Raw genomic sequence first — 20,672 nt, forward strand, 5'->3', positions numbered from 1 at the left:
GACGTAAAGCGAGGTGAATCCTGCACAGAGGTGTAGGAAAATATGCAACAAGTAAAGATAAAAGGCATCGATTGCCGTAATTTTATTAACGGTCATTATGTGGAAGCAACTGAAGATCGAAAATTTTTAAACATTAATCCAGCAACAGAGGAAATAATCGGCTGGGTAGCAGAGGCAACGCAAGATGAAGTTGATTTTGCGGTGAAAGCAGCAAAGGCAGCCGTAAAAGGCGAATGGTCTACCTATACAGTAAAACAACGCTCACAAATTATTCGCAAGATTGGCGATCTTATTTTAGAAAATGTAGAAGAGTTTGCAATGCTTGAAGCGCTTGATACAGGAAAGCCTTATGAATTAGCGATGGAAATGGATATTAAACGCGCGGCACATAACTTCCACTTTTTCGCAGATTATATGACTTCGTTAGGAAACGAAGCGTATAACCAGGACAATATTGCACTGCATTATACAGTAACGCGACCGGTAGGAGTAGTGGCAATGATTAACCCTTGGAACTTGCCGCTCTTATTATTAACGTGGAAGCTTGCCCCATGTTTAGCTGCAGGGAGTACAGCCGTTATGAAACCTGCGGAGCTAACACCGATGACTGCAACGAGGCTAGCGGAAATTTGTAAGGAAGCTGGCGTGCCGGATGGCGTTGTCAATGTTGTACATGGTTTCGGAAAAGATTCTGCCGGGGCGTTTTTATCAGAGCACCCATTAGTGGATGCGATAACCTTTACCGGGGAAACGCGTACAGGAACAACAATTATGAAGGCAGCTGCTCCAACGTTAAAGAAAGTTTCATTTGAGCTTGGCGGCAAAAACCCTGCCATCATTTTTGCAGATTCAGATATTGAAGAAGTAGTGGAAACGACACTGCATTCAAGCTTCCGTAATCAAGGGCAAGTATGCTTATGTGCATCACGCATATACGTAGAACGTTCCATCATGGATGAATTTTTGCGGAAATTTGTAGCCCGTACGAAAGAGCTGGTTGTCGGAGATCCATTTGACGCTAAGACGAATATCGGTTCATTAGTAGGGAAGGAACATTACGAAAAAGTCATGCACTATATTGATATTGCGAAAGAAGAGGGCGGCACAATTTTAACAGGCGGAAAGCGACCGGCCCATATGGAAAAGGGCTACTTTATCGAACCGACAATTATTGTTGGATTGGATGAACATTCACGGTGTGTCAAAGAAGAAATTTTTGGTCCAGTCGTTACGGTATTGCCATTTGATTCAGAAGAAGAAGTAATTGGTTATGCGAATGATACAACGTACGGCTTAGGGGCGACAATTTGGACGAATGATTTACGGCGTGCACACCGTGTTGCTGGGCAAATCGAATCGGGAATTGTATGGGTGAATACATGGTATTTACGGGATTTACGTACACCGTTTGGCGGTATGAAGCAAAGTGGAATTGGGCGTGAAGGCGGCGCACATAGCTTCGAATTTTACTGTGAGCAATCGAACGTAACAATCAAATTATAAAAGCAGGTGACCCATGGTGAGTGTAAATTTAATTGAATGGTCAAGTAGAATTTCGCAGGCAGAAAAAATGCGTCAAGGTATTGCACCCTTGACGGAACAAATCGACAGTTTAAGTTTGAAGGATGCCTATTCAATACAGCTTGAGCAAATACATCGTAAAGTAAATGCCGGCGACAATATTACAGGCAAGAAAATTGGCTTAACCTCACGCGCGATGCAGCAACTGCTAAATGTAGATGAACCAGATTATGGTCATTTACTGGCGTCGATGGCTATAACAAATAATGTCCTCGATTGCAGTGAGTGTATTAAACCACGAGTAGAAGCTGAAATTGCGTTTGTCATGAAGGAGGACTTAATTGGTCCGAATGTTACGTTGGAACAAGTACTTGCAGCAACCGATTATATCGTTGCGAGTCTTGAAATCGTTGATAGTCGCATTAAAGACTGGAAAATTAAGTTGCTAGATACGATAGCGGATAACGCGTCTTCAGCGAAATATGTGTTAGGGGATATAAAGAAGCCAATTGAGGAAATTGACCTACCTGCTGTAGAAATGAATTTTTATAAAAATGGTGTATTGGTCAATAGCGGAAAAGGGACAGATGTTTTAGGCAATCCTGCCGCATGTGTTGTATGGCTCGTAAATCGTTTAGCTGATTTTAATATTGGAGTGAAAAAAGGCGAAGTAATTTTATCGGGTGCTCTATCCGCTGCACTTGATGCAAGCCCAGGGGACGAATTTACAGCGGACTTTGGTGAAACGCTCGGGAAAATTCAATTAAGCTGTGTTTAATAGGAGGTTCTATGAAAAAGGTGAAGGTAGGAATTATAGGTTCCGGCAACATCGGTACGGATCTTATGAAAAAGGTTATGCGCTCGGATTCTTTGGAAATGTCGGTGTTAATCGGTATTGATCCAACATCTGATGGATTAAAGAGTGCGCAAGACGTTGGGATACACACGATTTCAAACGGTATTGAAGGATTTTTGCAGCAACCTGAGCTAGCGGATATTTTATTTGATGCTACTTCAGCAAAAGTACATCAAACGCATGTTAATGCATTGGTGCCGCTAGGAAAACGTATTATTGACCTAACACCGGCAGCAATCGGGCCATTTGTTGTACCGGCTGTTAATTTACACAAGCATATCAATCAGCCAGTTGTAAATATGATTACGTGCGGTGGACAGGCGACTATACCGATTGTATATGCAATTCAACGTATACAAAATGTTGCCTATGCAGAAATCGTTGCCACAATAGCCTCAAAAAGCGCTGGTCCAGGAACTCGAGCTAACATTGATGAATTTACAGAAACAACAGCGCGTGCCATTGAGCAAGTTGGCGGTGCAAAACAAGGAAAAGCAATCATTATTTTAAATCCCGCAGAGCCACCAATGCTTATGCGTGATACCGTTTCTTGTTTATTAGAGGAAGAGGCAATCCATCCATTGCAAATTAAGCAATCGATTGAAGAAATAGTGCAGGCAGTCAACGAATATGTACCAGGCTACCGTTTGAAGATGGAGCCTTTGGTGGATGGACGCGAAGTAAAGGTGTTTTTAGAAGTGGAAGGGCTAGGAGATTATCTGCCGGTGTACGCCGGTAACCTGGATATTATGACAGCTGCAGGTTTGAAAGTCGCTGAAATGATTGCGCAACAGCTCCAGCAAGAAGGGGTGCATATATCATGAAAAAGTTATGGATAACAGAAGTAGCGTTACGTGACGGCAGCCATGTTGTAGGACACCAATTTACAAAAGAACAGGTGCGCAGTGTAACAAGACAACTAAGCGCAGCCGGGGTTCCTTATATTGAAGTGACTCACGGCGATGGCTTAGGGGGCTCCTCTTTACAGTATGGCTTTTCAAAGGTATATGACATAGAACTGGTCAAAGTCGCGGTAGAAGAGGCCGGTAATTCAACAATTGCTGTTTTACTTTTACCGGGAATTGGTACGATTGAAGACTTAAAAAAGGCATATGATGCAGGTGCCCGTATGGTACGTGTAGCAACACATGTCACAGAGGCGGATGTATCAAAGCAGCATATTGAAACAGCTAAAGCGATGGGCATGGAGGTAGTGGGATTTTTAATGATGGCCCATAGTGCTCCGCCGGAAGTTGTTTTGGAACAGGCAAAGCTAATGGAAGCATATGGGGCAGATGCTGTTTATGTAACTGACTCTGCAGGTGCAATGCTGCCAAGTGATGTGACGGCACGTATTAGTTTGTTAAAGGCTTATTTGTCAGTAGACATCGGCTTTCATGCACACAATAACTTATCATTAGCCGTTGCGAACACTCTAGCAGCTGTTGAGGCTGGTGCAACTCGTATTGATGGTAGTGTTTGCTGTCTAGGTGCAGGGGCAGGAAATACGCAAACAGAAGTCTTAGTTGGTGTATTAGACCGCTTAGGTTATGAAACAGGCATTGATCTTTACAAAATGCTCGACTTGGCAGATGATGTGCGCACTAATATTTTGCCAGCCCCCCAGGATATTACGAGTGGCAGCTTTATTATGGGCTATGCCGGCGTCTATTCAAGCTTTTTACGTCATGCTGTCGTTGCCGCAGAGAAATTCGGGGTGGATGCCCGTGATATTTTAGTAGAGCTTGGGAAGCGTAAAGTAGTAGGTGGACAGGAAGATATGATTATTGAAGTAGCACAACAAATGGCGGAAAAAAGGGTGAGTATATCGTGAGTACAATTTATGAATATGTAGAGCGTATTGCTACTGCACAATCAGAAAAAAAAGCAATCGAAAAAATTACGATTAGTAACCCGGCATTAACATTCGAGGAAGCGTATGAAATTCAACGCCTTAGTATCGAAAAATCAATTTCAGCAAGTAATTCATTTATTGGCTGGAAGATGGGGTTAACGAGTAAAGCGAAGCAACTTCAAGTTGGTGTGGATTCAACGATTTACGGGCGTTTAACGAATAATATGCTGATGAACCACAATGAAATTACAGCAGCAGATCACATTCATCCACGCATCGAACCGGAAGTCGCGTTTACATTTAAAAAACCGATTGCGGGAGAAAACTTGATGCCTTACGAAGTATGGTCGGCAGTGGAATATGTGTATTTAGCGCTGGAAGTTATTGATAGTCGCTACGAAAACTTTTCCTTTTCTTTAATGGATGTAATTGCAGATAATGCCTCATCCACAAAATTTTTGTTGGGCAGTCAGCCATATGCACCAACCACAACTGATTGGGCACAAATAAAAGTGAATGTGTATTACAATAACGAGCTGAAATATGAAGGAACTGGTGCAGCCATTTTAGAGCATCCGATTAATTCGGTGATTGAGTTACTGAATCTGTTGAGCAAAGAAGGGCGTGGTATTCAGCCGGGTGAACTTGTGTTGGCTGGTGCGATGACTGATGCGGTGGCTGTGAAATCTGGTGATACAGTAACAGCCGATTATGGTGTACTGGGCAGCTTAACAATTAATGTGAAGTAACATGGAATGCTAGGTATCAATGCGTGCCAATAACAGGGATTTTATTGCAATGCAAAAAAGGAACGAGCCATTATTAATGAATAACGATTGTCTAGCAGTTACCGATCCGATAAAGAAATCAGAGTGAGAAGAAGATCTAGTATCATAAAAAAGGATAAAAGGGGAGGCAATTTCATGAAAAAGCTTATAAGTTTTGCAGTAATGCTTATGTTACTTCTAGTTTTGGCGGCGTGTAATAATGATAAAGAAACGGCGGAGGATAGCGCTTCAGCAGGGACAGGCGAGTATCCAGAAGTAACATTTAAATTAGCACATATTACACCAACGGATCATATGTGGCATCAGGCTTCTGAGAAATTCAAAGAAGAGTTGGAGACGATTACAGGCGGCAAAATGTCAGTTGAAATTTACCCAGCGAGTCAATTAGGTTCTGAGGCAGACATGGTTCAGCAAGTAGAAGCAGGGTCAGTTGATATGGCGATGATTACAGCAGCCTATTTAACATCTCGTACACCAGAAATGGCGGCATGGTTTGCACCATATTTATTCGATACATTAGAAGAAGCGAATACGGCAGCGCAATCAGACTTAGGACAGCAAGTGTTGAAAAAAGTAGAGGGTACGGGTCTTAAAGGTTTAACGTACTTATTTGCAGGTCAACGTACGATTGTAACAAAGGACGTAAAAATCAACTCTACAGATGATCTAAACGGCTTAAAATTACGTGTAACACCAAGTCCAGCGTTACAGTCATTCTACCGTAATGCAGGTGCAGCGCCAGAATCATTATCATTAACGGAAGTTTATTCAGCGTTACAAACAGGCGTAATTGATGGGATGGACATGGACTTAGACGCAACTATTACAAATAAGTATGCTGAAATAGCAAAATATGTAGCAGTAACGAATCACATGGTGTGGCCTTCAACAATTTTAACAAATGACAAAAAATTCAATGCTCTTTCAAAAGATGCACAAGATGCTGTGACACAAGCTTGGAAGGTAGCCAGTGATTACGCAGTAACAACGCGTTCTGGTCAGGAAGAGGATTTCCGCAAAGAGCTTGAAGGTCAAGGTATGGAAGTATATGACTTAGATCCAACTGTATTTAAGCAACAAATTGAAGCATTCGATAGTGAGTACGGAGGTCAGTCAGACTTAATTAAGCAATTCATTGAAGCAAACCGTTAATCAAATATAGTATTCGAACAGCGATTAGGAGGGTGCAGGATGACGAAGCTCAGTAATATTGTTACAAAAGTAGAGGAAGTTATCATGGGCGTTTTAATGGCAATTTTAACGGTTATCATGGTAACAGCTGTATTTTTCCGCTACGTATTATCTGATCCACTCCCTTGGGCAACAGAAGTTTCGATTTACTTATTCATTTGGTTTTCATTCATAGGAGGTAGCTGGGGCTTGAAGTACGGTACACAAGCCGCAGTTACTTTTTTACTCGATGCGTTATCAGAGAATAAGCAAAGGATTTTAAAAATTGTCCAAGATGTGATTATGTTAGCTTTTTTAATCATTATTTTTGTATATTCCGTCAAATGGCTTATGTTACCTTCAACGATGCTTCAAAAGTCTACGTCCCTTGGTATGCCAATGTGGCTTCCATACAGTGCGGTACCGATAGGCATTTTATTTGCCACGATTCACATTGTTGCACGTCTAATTCGTTTATTTAAAAATGAAGAAAAATCCCAACAAGAAGAGATTGGAGATGAGTTAGTATGACATTTATAACGATTGCTGTATTTGTCATTTTATTAATTTTAGGTATTCCAATTTCTTTAGTTTTGGGGATTACGACAGTTATTTACTTTTTAATCAACGGGCAGGCTTTACTCTTGGAATCGACACCGCTCCGCATGTTTTCGGGGCTCGAAAATTTTGGTTTATTAGCAATTCCATTGTTCATGTTAATGGGTGAAATTATGAATGAGGGCGGTATTACGACAAGGCTAGTTAACTTTGCAAAGTTAATTTTAGGGCATTTTCGCGGGGGATTAGCGTATGTAACGGTCGTAGCAAATATGTTCCTAGCGTCTATTTTGGGCTCTGCCAATGCCCAAGCTGCAATGATGAGTAAAGTTATGGTGCCTCAAATGGAAAAAGAGGGCTATAAGCGTGAGTTTGCAGGCGCAATTACGCTAGCTTCATCCATTATCGCACCGATTATTCCACCGAGTATGATTTTCATTATTTATGGAACATTGTCGAGCACATCGATTGGTGCAATGTTCATGGCAGGGATTTTACCGGGGATTTTGTATGGGGGTGCATTCATGGGAATGATTGCATATATGGGATACAAACATAACTTCCCAAAAAGTAAACGCAGTTCTTTCAAAGAGATTTTTCAGGGGATACTTAAGACGTTACCGGCATTACTGATTCCCTTAATTGTAGTGGTAGGGATATTACGCGGTATTTTTACAGCGACAGAATCAGCAGCTGTTGCCTGTTTTTTAGCCATTATCATTGGATTATTTGTTTACCGAGAGCTAGATATTAAAAAGTTTCCAAAAATGCTAGTAAATACAGTAACAAATACTGCGACAGTGACATTTTTAATTATAATGGCCAACATTTTTGGTTGGATGATAGCGTTTGAGCAAATTCCACAGCTAATGGCCGACTTAATTTTAAGCTTTACAGAAAGTCCGTGGGTATTTTTACTATTAGTTAACGTTTTATTAATAGTTGTCGGTATGTTAATCGATGGTATTGCAGCACTTGTTATTTTAGTACCTGTATTGATGCCGCTCGTACACGCGCTTCAAATTGATCCAGTACACTTCGGAGTTATTATTTGTATTAACTTGACGCTAGGTTTGTTAACACCGCCGGTAGGTACAGGATTATTCATCGTATCATCGATGGCAGATATTAAGTTTGAACGACTAGTAAAGGCTGTTTTCCCATTCATTATAGTATCTGTTATCGTATTATTCATTATTACGTATATTCCGGATTTAGTTTTAGTTATTCCCAGATTCCTAGGGTTCTAATATGAAACAAGTAAGGTGGCTCGTTTGGCTTATTATTGTTTCTCAGCTATTTACTGCGTTTGTGGGACGAAGCCTAAATCCATTTGCCGCTTATATTGGAGAAAGTTTTATGCTGACCAACCTTCAAATTGGCTTTCTTCCAACCGCGTTATTCGTTGGACAGTTTTTAGCGACATTGCCAATGGGGTTTATCGCTGATAAAGTGGCAACCAATCGTCTGATGCTGTTATTGATGTCCATTGTCGGTAGTGGTTTTCTGTTACTCGCAACAATTGATGGTAATTACTTTATAGCGTTGCTTTTCATTATGATGGCAGGGCTTGGTTATGGGGGAATGCATCCTGTAACGAATAAAATGCTCGTCCAGCTATATCCTATGCAAAAAATAGCATTGCCGATGGGCGTAAAACAAATGTCCATTACGCTAGGCTCTGCTTTATCAAGTATTGTATTAATCGCCATTGCAGAATATATCGGCTGGCAGCAAACAGTTGCGATGGCATCCATTTTATTATTGTTAATTGGCATATCCGTATATATGTTACTAAAACCGTACGAGGAAACCTTCCGTTCACATAGTGCTACAGAAGTGTCATTAATTTCCCAGATGAAAAAATTAATGAGTTCAACGCCGCTATTTTTTTCAACTTTAGTTGCGCTCATTTTAATGGGTATACAAGTTACGTTTAATACGTATCTTCTATTATATTTGATAGAGGTAAAGGTATGGGCCGTTTATTTAGCTGGTTTAGCGCTTGCTTGCTCTGAAATTTTCGGCGCACTTGGTCGCGTTTTATGGGGAATAATTAGTGACAAGCTTTTACGCAGCAACCGCTGGGTGGTACTATTAATAATCGCAGTTTGGATACCATCCGGTTTATATGGTTTACATATAGTGCAAGATCGTCTGCTGTTAGTAATAATCATTGCAACAATCGGCTTTTCGCTATCCGGATTTAATGGTATTTGGATGAACTTAGCTGTTGAAAGTGTTCCGAAAATGTTAAGTGGCTCAGCGAGTGGATATAGCGTGACGTTTGCTTCTGTAGGTGTTTTTATTATCCCGCCACTATTTGGATATATTTTAGATCAAACGAGTTATTTACATGCAGGGGCTTTTTTAGCTTGTGTAAGCAGTTTTTGTGCATTAATTATTATCGTAATGCTTTTTAAAGAAAAGAAGCGGAGGGTTTTAAATTAGTGGCACATAGGATTGGATTTATATCAAAGTTGCTTTTGAAAATTAATAATTTTGTGGGAATGTATTGATTTTTCCATTACAAAAGCCGATTTATACTAAAAAAATAGTGTGAATCGGCTTTTAACACTTTCCGGGTGTAGTCTCATTATTGTTTATTCATTTGTTACTTGATTGATACTTACTAATTTCCTTTTGCATGTGACTATATAATTCATGTTCTTCGATAGTTTCCAATATTAATAACCCCCGCTGGATATAGTCGGCACCTTCTTCTTTTTGATTTAAATTATGTAGGCAAATTCCTTTGCGTATATAGACGATAGCCATTTGATAATGCATTTTAAAACTTTTTACTTTAGGTATAAGCAGATCAAGTTGCTGCAAAGCTTTATCTTCTAATTTATCCTTTATTAACATTAAGCTATAATTCAGTCTGAAATTAACTTCTATCCGGTTAATTGATTGGAAGTCCTTATATTTTTTAAGGGATTTCTCTACATATTCAATCGTTAAATGGGCGACTTCTACCGGGAAAAGGAAGAAAATAGCGTTTATTATATATAAGTCCTTTATAAATAGTTGTTCTTTGTTCGAAAAGAAATCTAAAAAGTGAAGCGCCTGAGATTTGTTGAAATATATATCCTCATTTCGAAAAGCTTCTAATAAAAACTTTGAAATTTGATGAAGGAAAGCAATTGTTGATTCGTTTCTTACTTCCAAATATTTTTCACACTTATCAATGAACTCTTCCAATGATTTAGTATTTGTAACAGAAAATCTAAAAAACTCGCGGTACAGTTTTTCTTCTTCTGTATAGCTATAGCCGTTTGCGATAAAGAGTACTTCCTCCAAATCGATATTAAGATTATTCAAGATACCGATTAGCGCTTGGGTAGGGATATCTGCAGTTCCTTTTTCAAACTTTGAATATGTACCTTGAGAAATAATTCCCTCGCTAACGTCCCGTTGAGTCATTCCTTTTAATAAACGTACATCACGGACTGCATTTGATAAAAACATAAACTACCTCCTATTCGTATACGAATAATATTACTACTTTTTTTCAAAATATAGTAATATTTTTAAGTGAAAGGGGGGATTGAGATGGAAATTTTAATGTCATTAGTTACAGCATTAGATGTATGGTTAATAGGTATCGATGTATTCTAAGGTTTCTACAGTAAATATCGACTTGCCAAAGATTCACTTAATACTTAGAAAAAGTAAAGAATATTACTTAGAGTTATTAATTTTTGAAACACTAATTTTACATCTGCCTAGATGTGGAATTGGTGTTTTTTTATGTAAAGTAATCAAGTATGTACATCCTCTATGTTATATCAAATAGTTTCATTTAAAACGATAAAAAATAGCAGCCCAACCAAAACTATGGTCTCGGTTTGGCTACTATTGTTAATAAACTTAATTTATATTTCTATTAATTACTGAACGCGGGCGAAACCGAATCCTGAAGCATAGTCATCACCAGTAGAGGCACCGTGACCACCTTTAATGTCTACAGCCTTTGCTCTTGTTTGTAAGTTAGAGCGCAGTTGCGTGTGAGACCATGATGGATTTTGAGCCCAAATTTTTGCTGCTAAACCTGAAACATGAGGAGAAGCCATTGATGTGCCGCTAATTGTGTTATAACCGCCATTATGCCATGTAGAATATATTGCCGAACCTGGAGCTGAAATTTCAATATCTCCTTGCTGGATTACATAATCACCTGCTGTTGAGGCATATCCACGAGATGAGTAGTCAGCTACACGGTACGTCCCGTTTTGTTGTACATTTTCCAGAGCAGCAACTGCAACTGCATTCGGTAATGCTCCTGGATAACCAATTGACCCTTGCGAATAGCCTGAATTACCGGCTGCAGCAATAACTAGAACACCTTTACTGTATGCATAGTTGACAGCACTTGAGATAAGGCTGTTATTGGCTGAAGAACCTAGTGACATATTAATGATTGTTTTAGTGCGAGTAGAAGTTGCTTGATCTGCTGCGTGTCGGATTGCTGCAGCAATATCATCCGAATATCCAGAACCGCTGTCTGTTAATACTTTGTAAGCCCAAAGATCGGCATCTGGTGCAACACCGTAAACACCGCCTCTATCGCTTCCTCCATTAGCTAATGCTGAACCGGCAACGTGTGTGCCATGCCCGTTTCTGTCAGTACAGCTATTGTTTACAAGTGGTGTTGCAGTCGTAAAGTCTTTACACTGTTCCACATTATTAGCAAGGTCGCGGTGAGATGTATTGACACCCGTATCCAGTACGGCGATATTAATGCCGCTACCGCCAGACGTTGATGTTAACGAGTTGTTGTTGTAAATTGCTTTAATGCCCCACGGTACTTGCTGGGAAGCTCTAGCATAAATCGACGCATCCGGTTCTTTATTTTCTAATGTATAATCCTCTTCCAGGTTAATTGTATCTAATTTAACGACAGGAACTTTTGTAACTGTGATATTTTTATTTTTCTGTAACGCCTGGAACTGTTTTTCATTCATTTCAGTAGAAAAGCCGTTGTCTGTTAACTCCCAGCGAGCAGAATACTGTGCTTTTGCTGAGGCTTTTGCCGATTGGTTATTCGCTTCAACGTATACGCGGAATTTTTCCTGACCGACGTTGTTTGCCGAGCTATCTTCGGTATTCAGTGTTGTGGCCTGCACGGGACTTACTAATGCTCCTGCCATCAAAAGACCTAATAATGTACTTTTAACTTTTTTCATTTTGTCCTGACCCCTTTTCCATATGAGTGATAAGATTACTATTTGAATCTATCATATTTTCATTTTTTTGATTATTGGGAAAAATTTAAGTATACTGGATAAAATACCTAGCTATTTGAAAGGAGCGTTTATTTGTATGAAAGTTGGATCATTAATTAAGTACTATCGTACAAAGCTGGGAATGACACAAAATGAGGTGGCAGCGGGGATTTGCTCAATTCCCCATTTAAGCAAAATCGAGAACAATAATAAGGAAGCAAACAGCGAGACAATTCGTCTGTTGCTGGAACGGTTGAATATTAATATACATGATGTAGAAATCAGCGAGCAGAATATTATTAAATTACTGAATGATTTACAAAAACATATAAACTACTTAGAGAATGAAAAAGCGATAGAAATAGTTAGGGAATTAAAAAAATACGAAGAAATTATCGGTTTTACGGAATGTATTTATTTATATGAGCTTTATAAATTGCGTTATTATGTGTTTGTAAATGAATATAAATTGGCAGAAGACCAGTTAAAGTGGCTAAATGCCCACCGCCAGAATTTTTCCCAACATGAGAAATATTTACATTCATACTATTATGCATTAGTTTTAATAACAAGAGGGAAGTATGCTGAAGCAGCTGCAGAACTTACTCAAATTCTCTACATACATCCGGAACTAGGGTCGCTGGAAGGGGAGTTTTATTATCATTTCTCCTTAATAAAGGGGCGGCTGGAAGAGACAAGCCAGGCAATTATTTACGGGAGAAAAGCCCTTCAATTTTATAAGGACCAGTTTAATTTTAAAAGAATTATTTATACATCCATGTCGTTGGCGCTTTATTATTCTCAAGGAAAAGTATTTCATGAAGCAATCGAAATCTATGAACATCTATTGAGGAATGTAGAACTTTTGCAGCAACAGCAGCTACTGCCTGCTATCTATCATAACTTAGGGGATTTGTATCAAATTAGAGGAGAATATGAAAGTGCATTAGTTTACTTTGAAAAAAGTGCTTCTTTAATGGAAAAGAACAGCGATAACTATTTATTTTGTTTATACAATTTAGGCTTTACACAATATCGCCTTAACCAAGGGGAAGAGAGCCTGAAAACCTTTACTATTTTAAAGGACGAAGCAAAAAAGATGAAAAAACTAAGTTTTAATTTATTTGCTTCTTTTTATTTATATTTGCTCAAAGGAGAAGAAAAGAAAGCAATGGGTTTTTTAGAAGGGAGGTTAATTCCGTTTACAGCAAATAATGAAGAATTTAAAGTAATCCATCAGCAATTTTCTTATTTATTGGGTGAGTACTACCGACAGGAAAAGAAGTTTGAAAAAGCAATCCAATTCATTTAATTATAAAGGAGACGAGGAATATGAAGAAAAACGTTAAATTATCGCTATTATTATTAAGTGTGGCATTGGTGACATTGTCTATCCCAATTTATCCCCCAGTTTTAGCCTAATAAAAAACGCCATTCAGAAGCTTTATATAAGCTACTGGGTGGCGTTTTACAATTATTTCATTACCTTTGACTTCATTAAAAAAGCAAAGCCTTCCGCGCTTTCCAATGAAAACGAAGCACCGCGTCCTTCCATTACATCAACAACAATTTGCATATGCTTTAAATACTCCGCCTGCTGCTTATCGATGTAATAGGGAACACCTGCAATTTCCCCGATGAGTACAAGCTGACTGCTAATATAATGACCGTCCGATTGGAAACATATCGGCACCGTGCCATCACAGCACCCGGAAGACTGTTCAAATACTAAGTTACCGTGTTTAACCTTTAACCGTTCGATTACATCCATAGCTTTTGCAGTAGCGATTAGCTTTTCCATATAGATGACCTCTTTTCTGTGAATAATGCTGTGGGAGGTTGAGACAACAACTCACTGCCAAAACAGAGCGGCGCGGAGTGGAGGGGCTGACTTCTAGGGGATCAGCGTGCGCGGAAAATCCACGTTGCTCCTGCGGTTACTCGTCGCAAAGCTTTTAAAAAAGCTTTGGAGCCACGCCCCCAGAAAAGCATGCCCCGCAACGCAGCAGAGCGGACCTGCTTCGATAAGCCGCCTTCAGCTTCCTTACAGCCCACAGCAACCTCATTTTAAGTATTTAAAAAAGGGATGTGCTACATTAGCACATCCCTCATATCGCTTCGGCTTAGAAGAAACCTTGAGCGTTTTTGTTGTAGCTTACTAACATACATTTTGTTTGTTGGTAGTGGTCTAACATCATTAAGTGGTTTTCGCGACCGATACCTGATTTTTTATATCCGCCGAATGCAGCGTGTGCAGGGTATTGGTGGTAAGTGTTTGTCCAAACACGACCAGCTTGGATACCACGAACAGCGCGGTAAGCTGTATCCATGTTACGAGACCATACACCAGCACCTAAACCGAATTCAGTATCATTAGCGATTTCTAAAGCTTCTTCGAAAGTAGAGAAAGTTGTTACAGAAAGAACTGGGCCAAAGATCTCTTCTTGGAAGATACGCATTTTGTTGTGACCTTTGAATACTGTTGGTGCCACATAGTAGCCGCCTTCTTGGTCAGCATCTAATTGGTTTTGGTAGCCGCCGATTAGTAACTCAGCGCCTTCTTCTTTACCGATTTCGATGTAAGATAAGATTTTTTGTAATTGCTCGTTTGAAGCTTGAGCACCCATCATAACTTCTGTATCTAACGGGTTACCGATTTTGATTGCTTTAACGCGTTCTAATACACGTTCCATGAATTTATCATAGATTGATTCGTGAACTAATGCACGTGAAGGACAAGTACAAATTTCGCCTGAGTTTAATGCGAACATTACTAAACCTTCGATTGCTTTATCTAAATACTCATCGTCTTGATCCATTACATCTGGGAAGAAGATGTTCGGTGATTTACCGCCAAGCTCTAATGTTACAGGGATAATGTTCTCTGTAGCATATTGCATAATTAAGCGACCAACACCAGTAGAACCAGTGAACGCCACTTTGTTGATGCGTGGGTTCGTAGCAAGTGGTTTACCAACTTCAATACCTAAACCATTTACAACGTTGAATACACCTTTTGGTAATAAATCTTGGATTAATTCGATTAATACCATGATTGAAGCAGGTGTTTGCTCAGCAGGCTTCATTACGATTACGTTACCAGCCGCTAATGCAGGAGCGATTTTCCAAGAAGCCATTAATAATGGGAAGTTCCAAGGAATAATTTGACCTACAACACCGATTGGCTCGTGGAAGTGGTATGCTACTGTATCGTTATCGATTTCAGAAATTCCACCTTGTTGTGCACGAATCGCACCAGCAAAGTAACGGAAGTGATCCACTACTAAAGGAATATCAGCGTTTAACGTTTCGCGTACTGCTTTACCGTTGTCCCAAGTTTCAGCAACAGCGATTTTTTCTAAGTTTTCTTCAATGCGGTCTGCAATTTTATTTAAAATATTCGCGCGGTATGCAACAGAAGTTTGTGCCCAGGCACCTTTAGCTGCATGTGCTGCGTCTAATGCTAATTCAATATCTTCTTCAGTTGAACGAGCAACTGATGTAAATACTTTACCAGTTACAGGAGATTTTACATCTAAGTATTGTCCTTTTACAGGCGCTACCCATTCGCCACCGATAAAGTTCTCGTATTTTTCTTTAAAGTTAACTACTGCACCAGCAGTATTAGGATTTGCATAGATCATTTAACTACACCTCTATCACTCGATTTAAAGTTTATTAACTTTATAATTTGATTATGCATCTGCAAAAGAGAAGTTACAAATGAAAAGGCTTACAGAAATAACTTCATAACTATATTTACAAAACGAAAATGTATATTTCTTTAATTTAGGGTAGTATTGTTATGTTCTGATACAGAAGGGATTATAGCGTCTATTAATTGAGTGGATTGTTGGTTTAACTCTATAGTATTATAATTTATGTTTATTATATAACAAGATTTAACAATAAAAAATGATGTATAAATATAAATTTGTAATGATAAAAATTCTTTTTAAAAAATTTATCAATAATACTATTAAAATACCTATTTTTTGTTTTTTGTAGCATAAAAGGTGGGTGGAACACCTAATTATTGTAAAAATAAATTTTAACATTTTCTGTTAATACACCCTACTTGTTCGCTTTACGAAATAGTTTCAGCTAAAATAAAACAAACTACTAATGAAAGAGGAGGGGCGTTATGTTTCTTGCATTTATCATTGCACTAATCGGTGCACTTTTATTTTCAGCCCTCTCTTTACCGATTCCATGGCTGATCGGTCCTATTTTTTCTGTACTGATTGCACAGTTTTTTATAAAAGACCGTCTTCGGTGGCCGGCCACTTTACGAAATACGGGGCTCATTATCGTTGGAGTCGCAATTGGCCAGCAGTTTGATTTTGCTTTGTTTTCCGATTTTCAGTCGTTAATGTTATTCATGGTTATTGTGAATGTTTTGCTGTTTTTATTTTGTTTAGGAATTGCATGGGGTATTTCTCGTACGACAGGACTTACTTTTAAGACAGCAGTTGCTGCAAATGTACCTGGAGGATTGTCGCAACTCGTATTGTTTGCGGAAGAAGAAGGGGATGTTAATTTAACAGCGGTCACTTATTTTCATATAGTGCGTGTATTGGGCGTTGTGCTGCTTATCCCATTTTTAGTATCCGGCAATGTCGTAGGAGGGGCTTCAATTCCGCTTACTTTGGATGTTTGGCAAGTAGTTCTGCTCATTATTTTGTCCGCTGCACTTGTGCCAATCGGTAAAAGGTTAAAGCTGCCTGTTGCACATTTTTTGACTCCAATTATCGTTGTGATTGCTTTGAAGTTATTTAGTATTGATACACCGACAATGCCGAGTGATGTTCTTCATATAGCACAGCTATTGATTGGTGCATATATCGGCTTATTGTTAAAACCATCAACTTTGCGTTTACCTGCAAAAGTTCTGGCCGGGGGAGTATTGAGTACTATTGCGATGATTGTACTTACCTATGGCACTAGCCTGCTGATCGCTGAATTTTTAAACTTAAGCTTTGCAACGAGTTTTTTAAGTACAGCACCTGGAGGACTTGACCAAATGGGCTTGCTTGCTGCAGCTGTAAAAGCGGATATTTCAGTCGTAACAGTATTCCAACTCTTTCGTTTGCTCTTTATTTTCCTCTGTATTTTGCCGCTGATTAAATGGATTTATCGCGAGAGAGAAAAGGAATTGAGTTAATTGGCAATGTAATTGTGTCTACATTATCTCAGAGTATTCTATGAAAAAATGAGAAAAAAAGCCTGGATATTAACCCTTTATGACCCATTTGGGTTATACTAGAGAAAGTGATTAATTAGGAAGTAGGATTAGGAAATATGCAAACGCAATCGAATCGACAATTGTGGGCGCAAGCTGTGAAGACTGGCATTATTAAATCAAACTTAATTCCGATGATCGCGGCATTAATGCTTGCCCTATACACATATGAATTAAATTTTATTGAACATATTCCAGCTATTATTTTTGCAATTCTTGGTTCTGCAGCAGTCATTGCTGCAGCAGGTGCGTATAATAACGTATATGACCGAGACATTGATCAAATTATGCCCCGAACAAAAACACGTCCAACAGTTACTGGAGAGCTATCAGCAAAGGTAGTACTGATTGTTGCGACGATTTTATTAATACTAGGGTGTGTGGCGCTATATTTAGCTTCACCATTAGCGGCTTTATTAGGATTTTTAGGTGTATTTTTCTATGTTGTGCCATATACAATGTGGACGAAACGCCGTACCATTTGGAATACAGAAGTAGGGAGTATTTCAGGCGCCATGCCACCGTTAATCGGGTGGGCAGCTGTAGCTCCGGATATTTGGCACCCAGCAGCATGGGCTCTTTTCTTAATTATGGTGATTTGGCAAATGCCACATTTTTATGCTATTGCCATTCGTAAAAAAGAAGATTATGCCGCAGCGAATATCCCGATGCTCCCTGTAGCAAAGGGAGAGAAACGCACTTATATTCAGTCAAATATTTATTTAGTGTTGTTATGTTTATCAAGCTTTCTGTTTTACCCGCTTAGCTTAGGGTTAACAATCGTTTCGCTTGTTCTAAGTGTCATTTGGCTATGTATGAGTATTACGGCATCAAAGAAGCAAGAAGAGAAAAAGTGGGCTAATATTATGTTCGGCTACTCGCTATTCCATATGATGGCTGTTTTTGGAACAGTTTTCATTTATGCATCGGTCGGCATGATTTTAAATGTACTTTAAATAGAAAAGCGTACCGGAAGTTTCGACTTTTGGTGCGCTTTTTTTTGTTAAGGATTATCGCTTGTTAAGAAATTGTGAACAGAAGTTGTGATGATTATATGTCAAACGCATTGGTCATATTTTTTTCGGAAAATGGAAATGTTATGATGGAATCAACAAGCGAGGCGAATTGCTTGGAAGTTAATTTGCACTCTAATCTAATATGCTATTTTACTCAAATTTTTTCGTATACGACTTCGACAACATATAAAACCCCCTATTTTTATATGGTCTCGTACGGAAACAAAAAACTCCGGTGCAGTAGTGTGCATCGGAGTTTTTTTATTTTTAGTGAGATCGTTATTATAGTTTAATGTTAGCAACTTCAAACATGTAATCACCAAGTACGCGTAAACCTTGGTCGAAGTTTTCCAAATGGAAGTGCTCATTCGGTGCATGGAAATTTTCACTTGAAAGACCGAAGCCCATTAACACAACCGGCAATTCCAAAATTTCATCGAATGCTGCAACGATTGGAATCGAGCCACCACCACGTGTATAAGCTGTCGGTACGTTGTATACTTTTTCATAAGAACGGCCAGCTGCTTGGATCACTGGGTGATCAAATGGTGTAATGTAAGGCTTTCCTTTATCGAATTCAGAAATCGTTACTTCTACACCAACAGGCTTATGCTTTTCGATATGTGCTTTTAATAATGCTACAATTTCTTCAGGGTCCTGATCTGGTACTAAGCGGCAAGTAATTTTTGCGCCAGCCTCAGCAGGCAAAACTGTTTTAATCCCTTCACCGGAGAAACCACCGAACACGCCGTTGATTTCCAATGTAGGACGTGCCCAAGTTTGTTCTAAATAAGTATAGCCCGCTTCACCGAATAGCTCCTGCACACCTACTTCTTCTTTTAAAGCAGTTTCGTCAAAGTTCAGGTCACGATACGCCTGACGCTCTTCATCAGTTAATGGCAACACTTTATCATAGAAACCATCTACTTGAATTGTTCCATGCTCATCACGGAATGACGCCAGAATTTCAGTCAATGCGTGAATTGCGTTTTGAACGCCGCCACCATATAGACCTGAATGCAAGTCGCCTTTTGCTCCGCGCACATCTATTTGAACCCCCGTTAACCCACGTAAGCCATAGCATACTGCCGGTTTCCCTTTAGCATAAAGACCCGTATCGGAAATGACGATTAAATCTGCTGCTAATTTTGCCTTGTTGTCTTCCGTATATTGCGGAAGGGACGGACTACCGATTTCTTCTTCACCTTCATAGATGAATTTTACATTGACTGGCAATGTGCCTTCTGTTGCAAATAACGCTTCAATCATTTTTAAGTGCATAAACACTTGTCCTTTATCATCTGAAGAACCACGTGCAAAAAGCTTATTATCACGGATTGCCGGCTCAAAAGGAGGTGTTTCCCATAAGTGAAGCGGATCTACTGGTTGTACATCGTAGTGACCATAAAACAGAATAGTCGGTTTGCCCTCTGCATGCAGCCACTCCCCGTACACAACAGGGTGACCGGCTGTTTCATCAACAGATACATTTTCGATGTTTAATGATTTTAAGTGATCTGCCAACCAGTTTGCTGCATTTGTCATATCGTCTTTATGTTCAGATAAAGCAGAAATACTTGGAATGCGTAAAAATTCGTTTAACTCTGATAAATGACGTTCGCGATGCTCTGTGAAATAAGCATCTAAAGTTTGTAAGTGACTCATTAAAGAGTGCCTCCTTATATTTCGATTATAGAAATAAGTATAGCATACAACCTATAAAATTCAGCTTTCTATCCGCTCTTTTTTTGAGCCGGAATCAAACAGTAAATAGAGGGTAGCAGTTGTAATTGCAAAGATTATGCCACCGTACATAGGAAGATAAATAGATTCCATTAATATTGAAATCGTCATTAAAAGCGTAAAAGATATAAGCAAATGTGCAAAATATTGATGGAAACGGTGAAGTTGCTCAGATTTTAATTCAATGAGGACATCGGACAGCATCACAAGTGCAAACTCAATGATACCGTATAAAACGATGAATCCAACTAGGTATTTCCAATGTTTAAATTCAATGCCGACGAGTAATAAAACTCCAACCTCTGCGGCAATTGCTATACAAATAATCCCAATGAATAGTAAAATGATAAAAACAATGCCTAGGGGAATTCCAATTTTTTTCATACATTACTCCTTGTAAATGGCAATAGATATTAGTAGTATAATAGTTTTTTTTAATAAAAGGGAAGAAAATACCTGAACAAATGTATTATATGGGAGTGAAAATAGATGAGTAAATGGAAGCAAAAAATTCTGGCAGGTTCAATCGGTGCAATTATTGCCGGTACGGGCATAGCCTTTATAAGTATTACCCAAACACACAATAAAAACATGGAAACAATTGATATATGTTTTGAAGATTTTGAACAACAGCAAAAAACGGTAACCTTTGAGTATAAGGAAGATGGTTTGTTAACTTGTGAATAAAGCATGGC

19 protein-coding genes are annotated in these 20,672 nt (G+C 39.0%); 13 read left to right on the forward strand and 6 right to left on the reverse strand.

Annotated features, from left to right (window positions below):
- Nucleotides 1-42 precede the first annotated feature (42 nt).
- From MKY13_RS02005 to MKY13_RS02045, 9 genes are all read left to right on the forward strand, one after another.
- Entirely contained in the window at nt 43-1,503 is a 1,461-nt protein-coding gene (locus tag MKY13_RS02005; RefSeq protein WP_191700678.1) for an aldehyde dehydrogenase, read from the forward strand.
- 13 nt (nt 1,504-1,516) lie between these two features.
- Nucleotides 1,517-2,299 carry a fumarylacetoacetate hydrolase family protein gene (locus MKY13_RS02010; RefSeq protein WP_191700679.1) on the forward strand — a complete coding sequence of 261 codons (783 nt, stop codon included), beginning with the start codon at nt 1,517-1,519 and terminating at the stop codon, nt 2,297-2,299.
- 11 nt (nt 2,300-2,310) lie between these two features.
- Entirely contained in the window at nt 2,311-3,201 is an 891-nt protein-coding gene (locus MKY13_RS02015; RefSeq protein ID WP_339214979.1) for an acetaldehyde dehydrogenase (acetylating), read from the forward strand.
- On the forward strand, nt 3,198-4,211 hold the full coding sequence (gene dmpG, locus MKY13_RS02020; RefSeq protein WP_339214981.1) for a 4-hydroxy-2-oxovalerate aldolase: 1,014 nt from the start codon (nt 3,198-3,200) through the stop codon (nt 4,209-4,211). The genes MKY13_RS02015 and dmpG overlap by 4 nt, the downstream gene beginning before the upstream one ends.
- On the forward strand, nt 4,208-4,981 hold the full coding sequence (locus MKY13_RS02025) for a fumarylacetoacetate hydrolase family protein (protein WP_339214983.1): 774 nt from the start codon (nt 4,208-4,210) through the stop codon (nt 4,979-4,981). The genes dmpG and MKY13_RS02025 overlap by 4 nt, the downstream gene beginning before the upstream one ends.
- A gap of 174 nt (nt 4,982-5,155) precedes the next feature.
- Nucleotides 5,156-6,172 (forward strand): TRAP transporter substrate-binding protein, encoded by a 1,017-nt coding sequence (locus MKY13_RS02030; protein ID WP_191700683.1) that lies wholly within the window; start codon nt 5,156-5,158, stop codon nt 6,170-6,172.
- Nucleotides 6,173-6,211: 39 nt separating this feature from the next.
- Nucleotides 6,212-6,721 carry a TRAP transporter small permease gene (locus tag MKY13_RS02035; protein WP_191700684.1) on the forward strand — a complete coding sequence of 170 codons (510 nt, stop codon included), beginning with the start codon at nt 6,212-6,214 and terminating at the stop codon, nt 6,719-6,721.
- Nucleotides 6,718-7,998: a TRAP transporter large permease gene (locus MKY13_RS02040; RefSeq protein WP_191700685.1), complete on the forward strand. Its 1,281-nt coding sequence runs from the start codon at nt 6,718-6,720 to the stop codon at nt 7,996-7,998. Before MKY13_RS02035 ends, MKY13_RS02040 begins: the two co-directional genes overlap by 4 nt.
- 1 nt (nt 7,999) lies before the next feature.
- Nucleotides 8,000-9,199, forward strand: coding sequence for an MFS transporter (locus tag MKY13_RS02045; protein WP_339214986.1), 1,200 nt, complete (start codon nt 8,000-8,002; stop codon nt 9,197-9,199).
- A 156-nt stretch (nt 9,200-9,355) separates the two neighbouring features.
- Here the strand turns inward: MKY13_RS02045 and MKY13_RS02050 are convergent, their stop codons facing one another.
- Both MKY13_RS02050 and MKY13_RS02055 read right to left on the reverse strand, forming a co-directional pair.
- The gene (locus MKY13_RS02050; RefSeq protein ID WP_191700687.1) at nt 9,356-10,219 is read right to left on the reverse strand and encodes a helix-turn-helix transcriptional regulator; all 864 of its coding nucleotides are present in this window, start codon (nt 10,217-10,219) and stop codon (nt 9,356-9,358) included.
- A gap of 422 nt (nt 10,220-10,641) precedes the next feature.
- Nucleotides 10,642-11,937, reverse strand: a complete 1,296-nt coding sequence (locus MKY13_RS02055) for a S8 family peptidase (protein ID WP_339214990.1) — start codon at nt 11,935-11,937, stop codon at nt 10,642-10,644.
- Between the two features lie 136 nt (nt 11,938-12,073).
- Between MKY13_RS02055 and MKY13_RS02060 the strand changes: the two genes are divergently transcribed.
- Nucleotides 12,074-13,288, forward strand: a complete 1,215-nt coding sequence (locus tag MKY13_RS02060; protein ID WP_339214992.1) for a helix-turn-helix transcriptional regulator — start codon at nt 12,074-12,076, stop codon at nt 13,286-13,288.
- A gap of 162 nt (nt 13,289-13,450) precedes the next feature.
- On the opposite strand, the gene MKY13_RS02065 is transcribed toward MKY13_RS02060, so the two are convergent.
- Nucleotides 13,451-13,777, reverse strand: coding sequence for a DUF779 domain-containing protein (locus MKY13_RS02065; protein ID WP_339214994.1), 327 nt, complete (start codon nt 13,775-13,777; stop codon nt 13,451-13,453).
- Between the two features lie 322 nt (nt 13,778-14,099).
- Complete coding sequence (locus tag MKY13_RS02070; protein WP_339214996.1) at nt 14,100-15,620, reverse strand: aldehyde dehydrogenase family protein; 1,521 nt, start codon at nt 15,618-15,620, stop codon at nt 14,100-14,102.
- A gap of 500 nt (nt 15,621-16,120) precedes the next feature.
- On the opposite strand from MKY13_RS02070, the gene MKY13_RS02075 reads away from it, so the two are divergent.
- Together MKY13_RS02075 and cyoE are read left to right on the forward strand one after the other, a co-directional pair.
- Nucleotides 16,121-17,140, forward strand: a complete 1,020-nt coding sequence (locus MKY13_RS02075) for an AbrB family transcriptional regulator (protein WP_191700692.1) — start codon at nt 16,121-16,123, stop codon at nt 17,138-17,140.
- Between the two features lie 137 nt (nt 17,141-17,277).
- Nucleotides 17,278-18,174: a heme o synthase gene (cyoE, locus tag MKY13_RS02080; protein ID WP_339214999.1), complete on the forward strand. Its 897-nt coding sequence runs from the start codon at nt 17,278-17,280 to the stop codon at nt 18,172-18,174.
- A gap of 342 nt (nt 18,175-18,516) precedes the next feature.
- Here cyoE and MKY13_RS02085 read toward each other — a convergent pair whose 3' ends face one another.
- The gene (locus tag MKY13_RS02085; protein ID WP_339215001.1) at nt 18,517-19,899 is read right to left on the reverse strand and encodes a dipeptidase; all 1,383 of its coding nucleotides are present in this window, start codon (nt 19,897-19,899) and stop codon (nt 18,517-18,519) included.
- 60 nt (nt 19,900-19,959) lie between these two features.
- On the reverse strand, nt 19,960-20,361 hold the full coding sequence (locus tag MKY13_RS02090) for a histidine kinase (protein ID WP_339215003.1): 402 nt from the start codon (nt 20,359-20,361) through the stop codon (nt 19,960-19,962).
- Between the two features lie 105 nt (nt 20,362-20,466).
- Between MKY13_RS02090 and MKY13_RS02095 the strand changes: the two genes are divergently transcribed.
- Nucleotides 20,467-20,664 (forward strand): hypothetical protein, encoded by a 198-nt coding sequence (locus MKY13_RS02095; RefSeq protein ID WP_339215005.1) that lies wholly within the window; start codon nt 20,467-20,469, stop codon nt 20,662-20,664.
- Nucleotides 20,665-20,672 lie beyond the last annotated feature (8 nt).

The organism is Solibacillus sp. FSL W8-0372 (genome assembly GCF_037969735.1).
Taxonomy (GTDB): domain Bacteria; phylum Bacillota; class Bacilli; order Bacillales_A; family Planococcaceae; genus Solibacillus; species Solibacillus faecavium.

Coding starts and splice junctions, on each gene's coding strand:
- MKY13_RS02045 (WP_339214986.1), top strand. CDS start 8,000: ATGAAACAAGTAAGGTGGCTCGTTTGGCTTATTATTGTTTCTCAGCTA.
- MKY13_RS02060 (WP_339214992.1), top strand. CDS start 12,074: ATGAAAGTTGGATCATTAATTAAGTACTATCGTACAAAGCTGGGAATG.
- MKY13_RS02065 (WP_339214994.1), bottom strand. CDS start 13,777: ATGGAAAAGCTAATCGCTACTGCAAAAGCTATGGATGTAATCGAACGG.
- MKY13_RS02015 (WP_339214979.1), top strand. CDS start 2,311: ATGAAAAAGGTGAAGGTAGGAATTATAGGTTCCGGCAACATCGGTACG.
- MKY13_RS02010 (WP_191700679.1), top strand. CDS start 1,517: ATGGTGAGTGTAAATTTAATTGAATGGTCAAGTAGAATTTCGCAGGCA.
- MKY13_RS02095 (WP_339215005.1), top strand. CDS start 20,467: ATGAGTAAATGGAAGCAAAAAATTCTGGCAGGTTCAATCGGTGCAATT.
- MKY13_RS02050 (WP_191700687.1), bottom strand. CDS start 10,219: ATGTTTTTATCAAATGCAGTCCGTGATGTACGTTTATTAAAAGGAATG.
- MKY13_RS02005 (WP_191700678.1), top strand. CDS start 43: ATGCAACAAGTAAAGATAAAAGGCATCGATTGCCGTAATTTTATTAAC.
- MKY13_RS02055 (WP_339214990.1), bottom strand. CDS start 11,937: ATGAAAAAAGTTAAAAGTACATTATTAGGTCTTTTGATGGCAGGAGCA.
- cyoE (WP_339214999.1), top strand. CDS start 17,278: ATGCAAACGCAATCGAATCGACAATTGTGGGCGCAAGCTGTGAAGACT.
- dmpG (WP_339214981.1), top strand. CDS start 3,198: ATGAAAAAGTTATGGATAACAGAAGTAGCGTTACGTGACGGCAGCCAT.
- MKY13_RS02075 (WP_191700692.1), top strand. CDS start 16,121: ATGTTTCTTGCATTTATCATTGCACTAATCGGTGCACTTTTATTTTCA.
- MKY13_RS02035 (WP_191700684.1), top strand. CDS start 6,212: ATGACGAAGCTCAGTAATATTGTTACAAAAGTAGAGGAAGTTATCATG.
- MKY13_RS02030 (WP_191700683.1), top strand. CDS start 5,156: ATGAAAAAGCTTATAAGTTTTGCAGTAATGCTTATGTTACTTCTAGTT.
- MKY13_RS02090 (WP_339215003.1), bottom strand. CDS start 20,361: ATGAAAAAAATTGGAATTCCCCTAGGCATTGTTTTTATCATTTTACTA.
- MKY13_RS02040 (WP_191700685.1), top strand. CDS start 6,718: ATGACATTTATAACGATTGCTGTATTTGTCATTTTATTAATTTTAGGT.
- MKY13_RS02070 (WP_339214996.1), bottom strand. CDS start 15,620: ATGATCTATGCAAATCCTAATACTGCTGGTGCAGTAGTTAACTTTAAA.
- MKY13_RS02085 (WP_339215001.1), bottom strand. CDS start 19,899: ATGAGTCACTTACAAACTTTAGATGCTTATTTCACAGAGCATCGCGAA.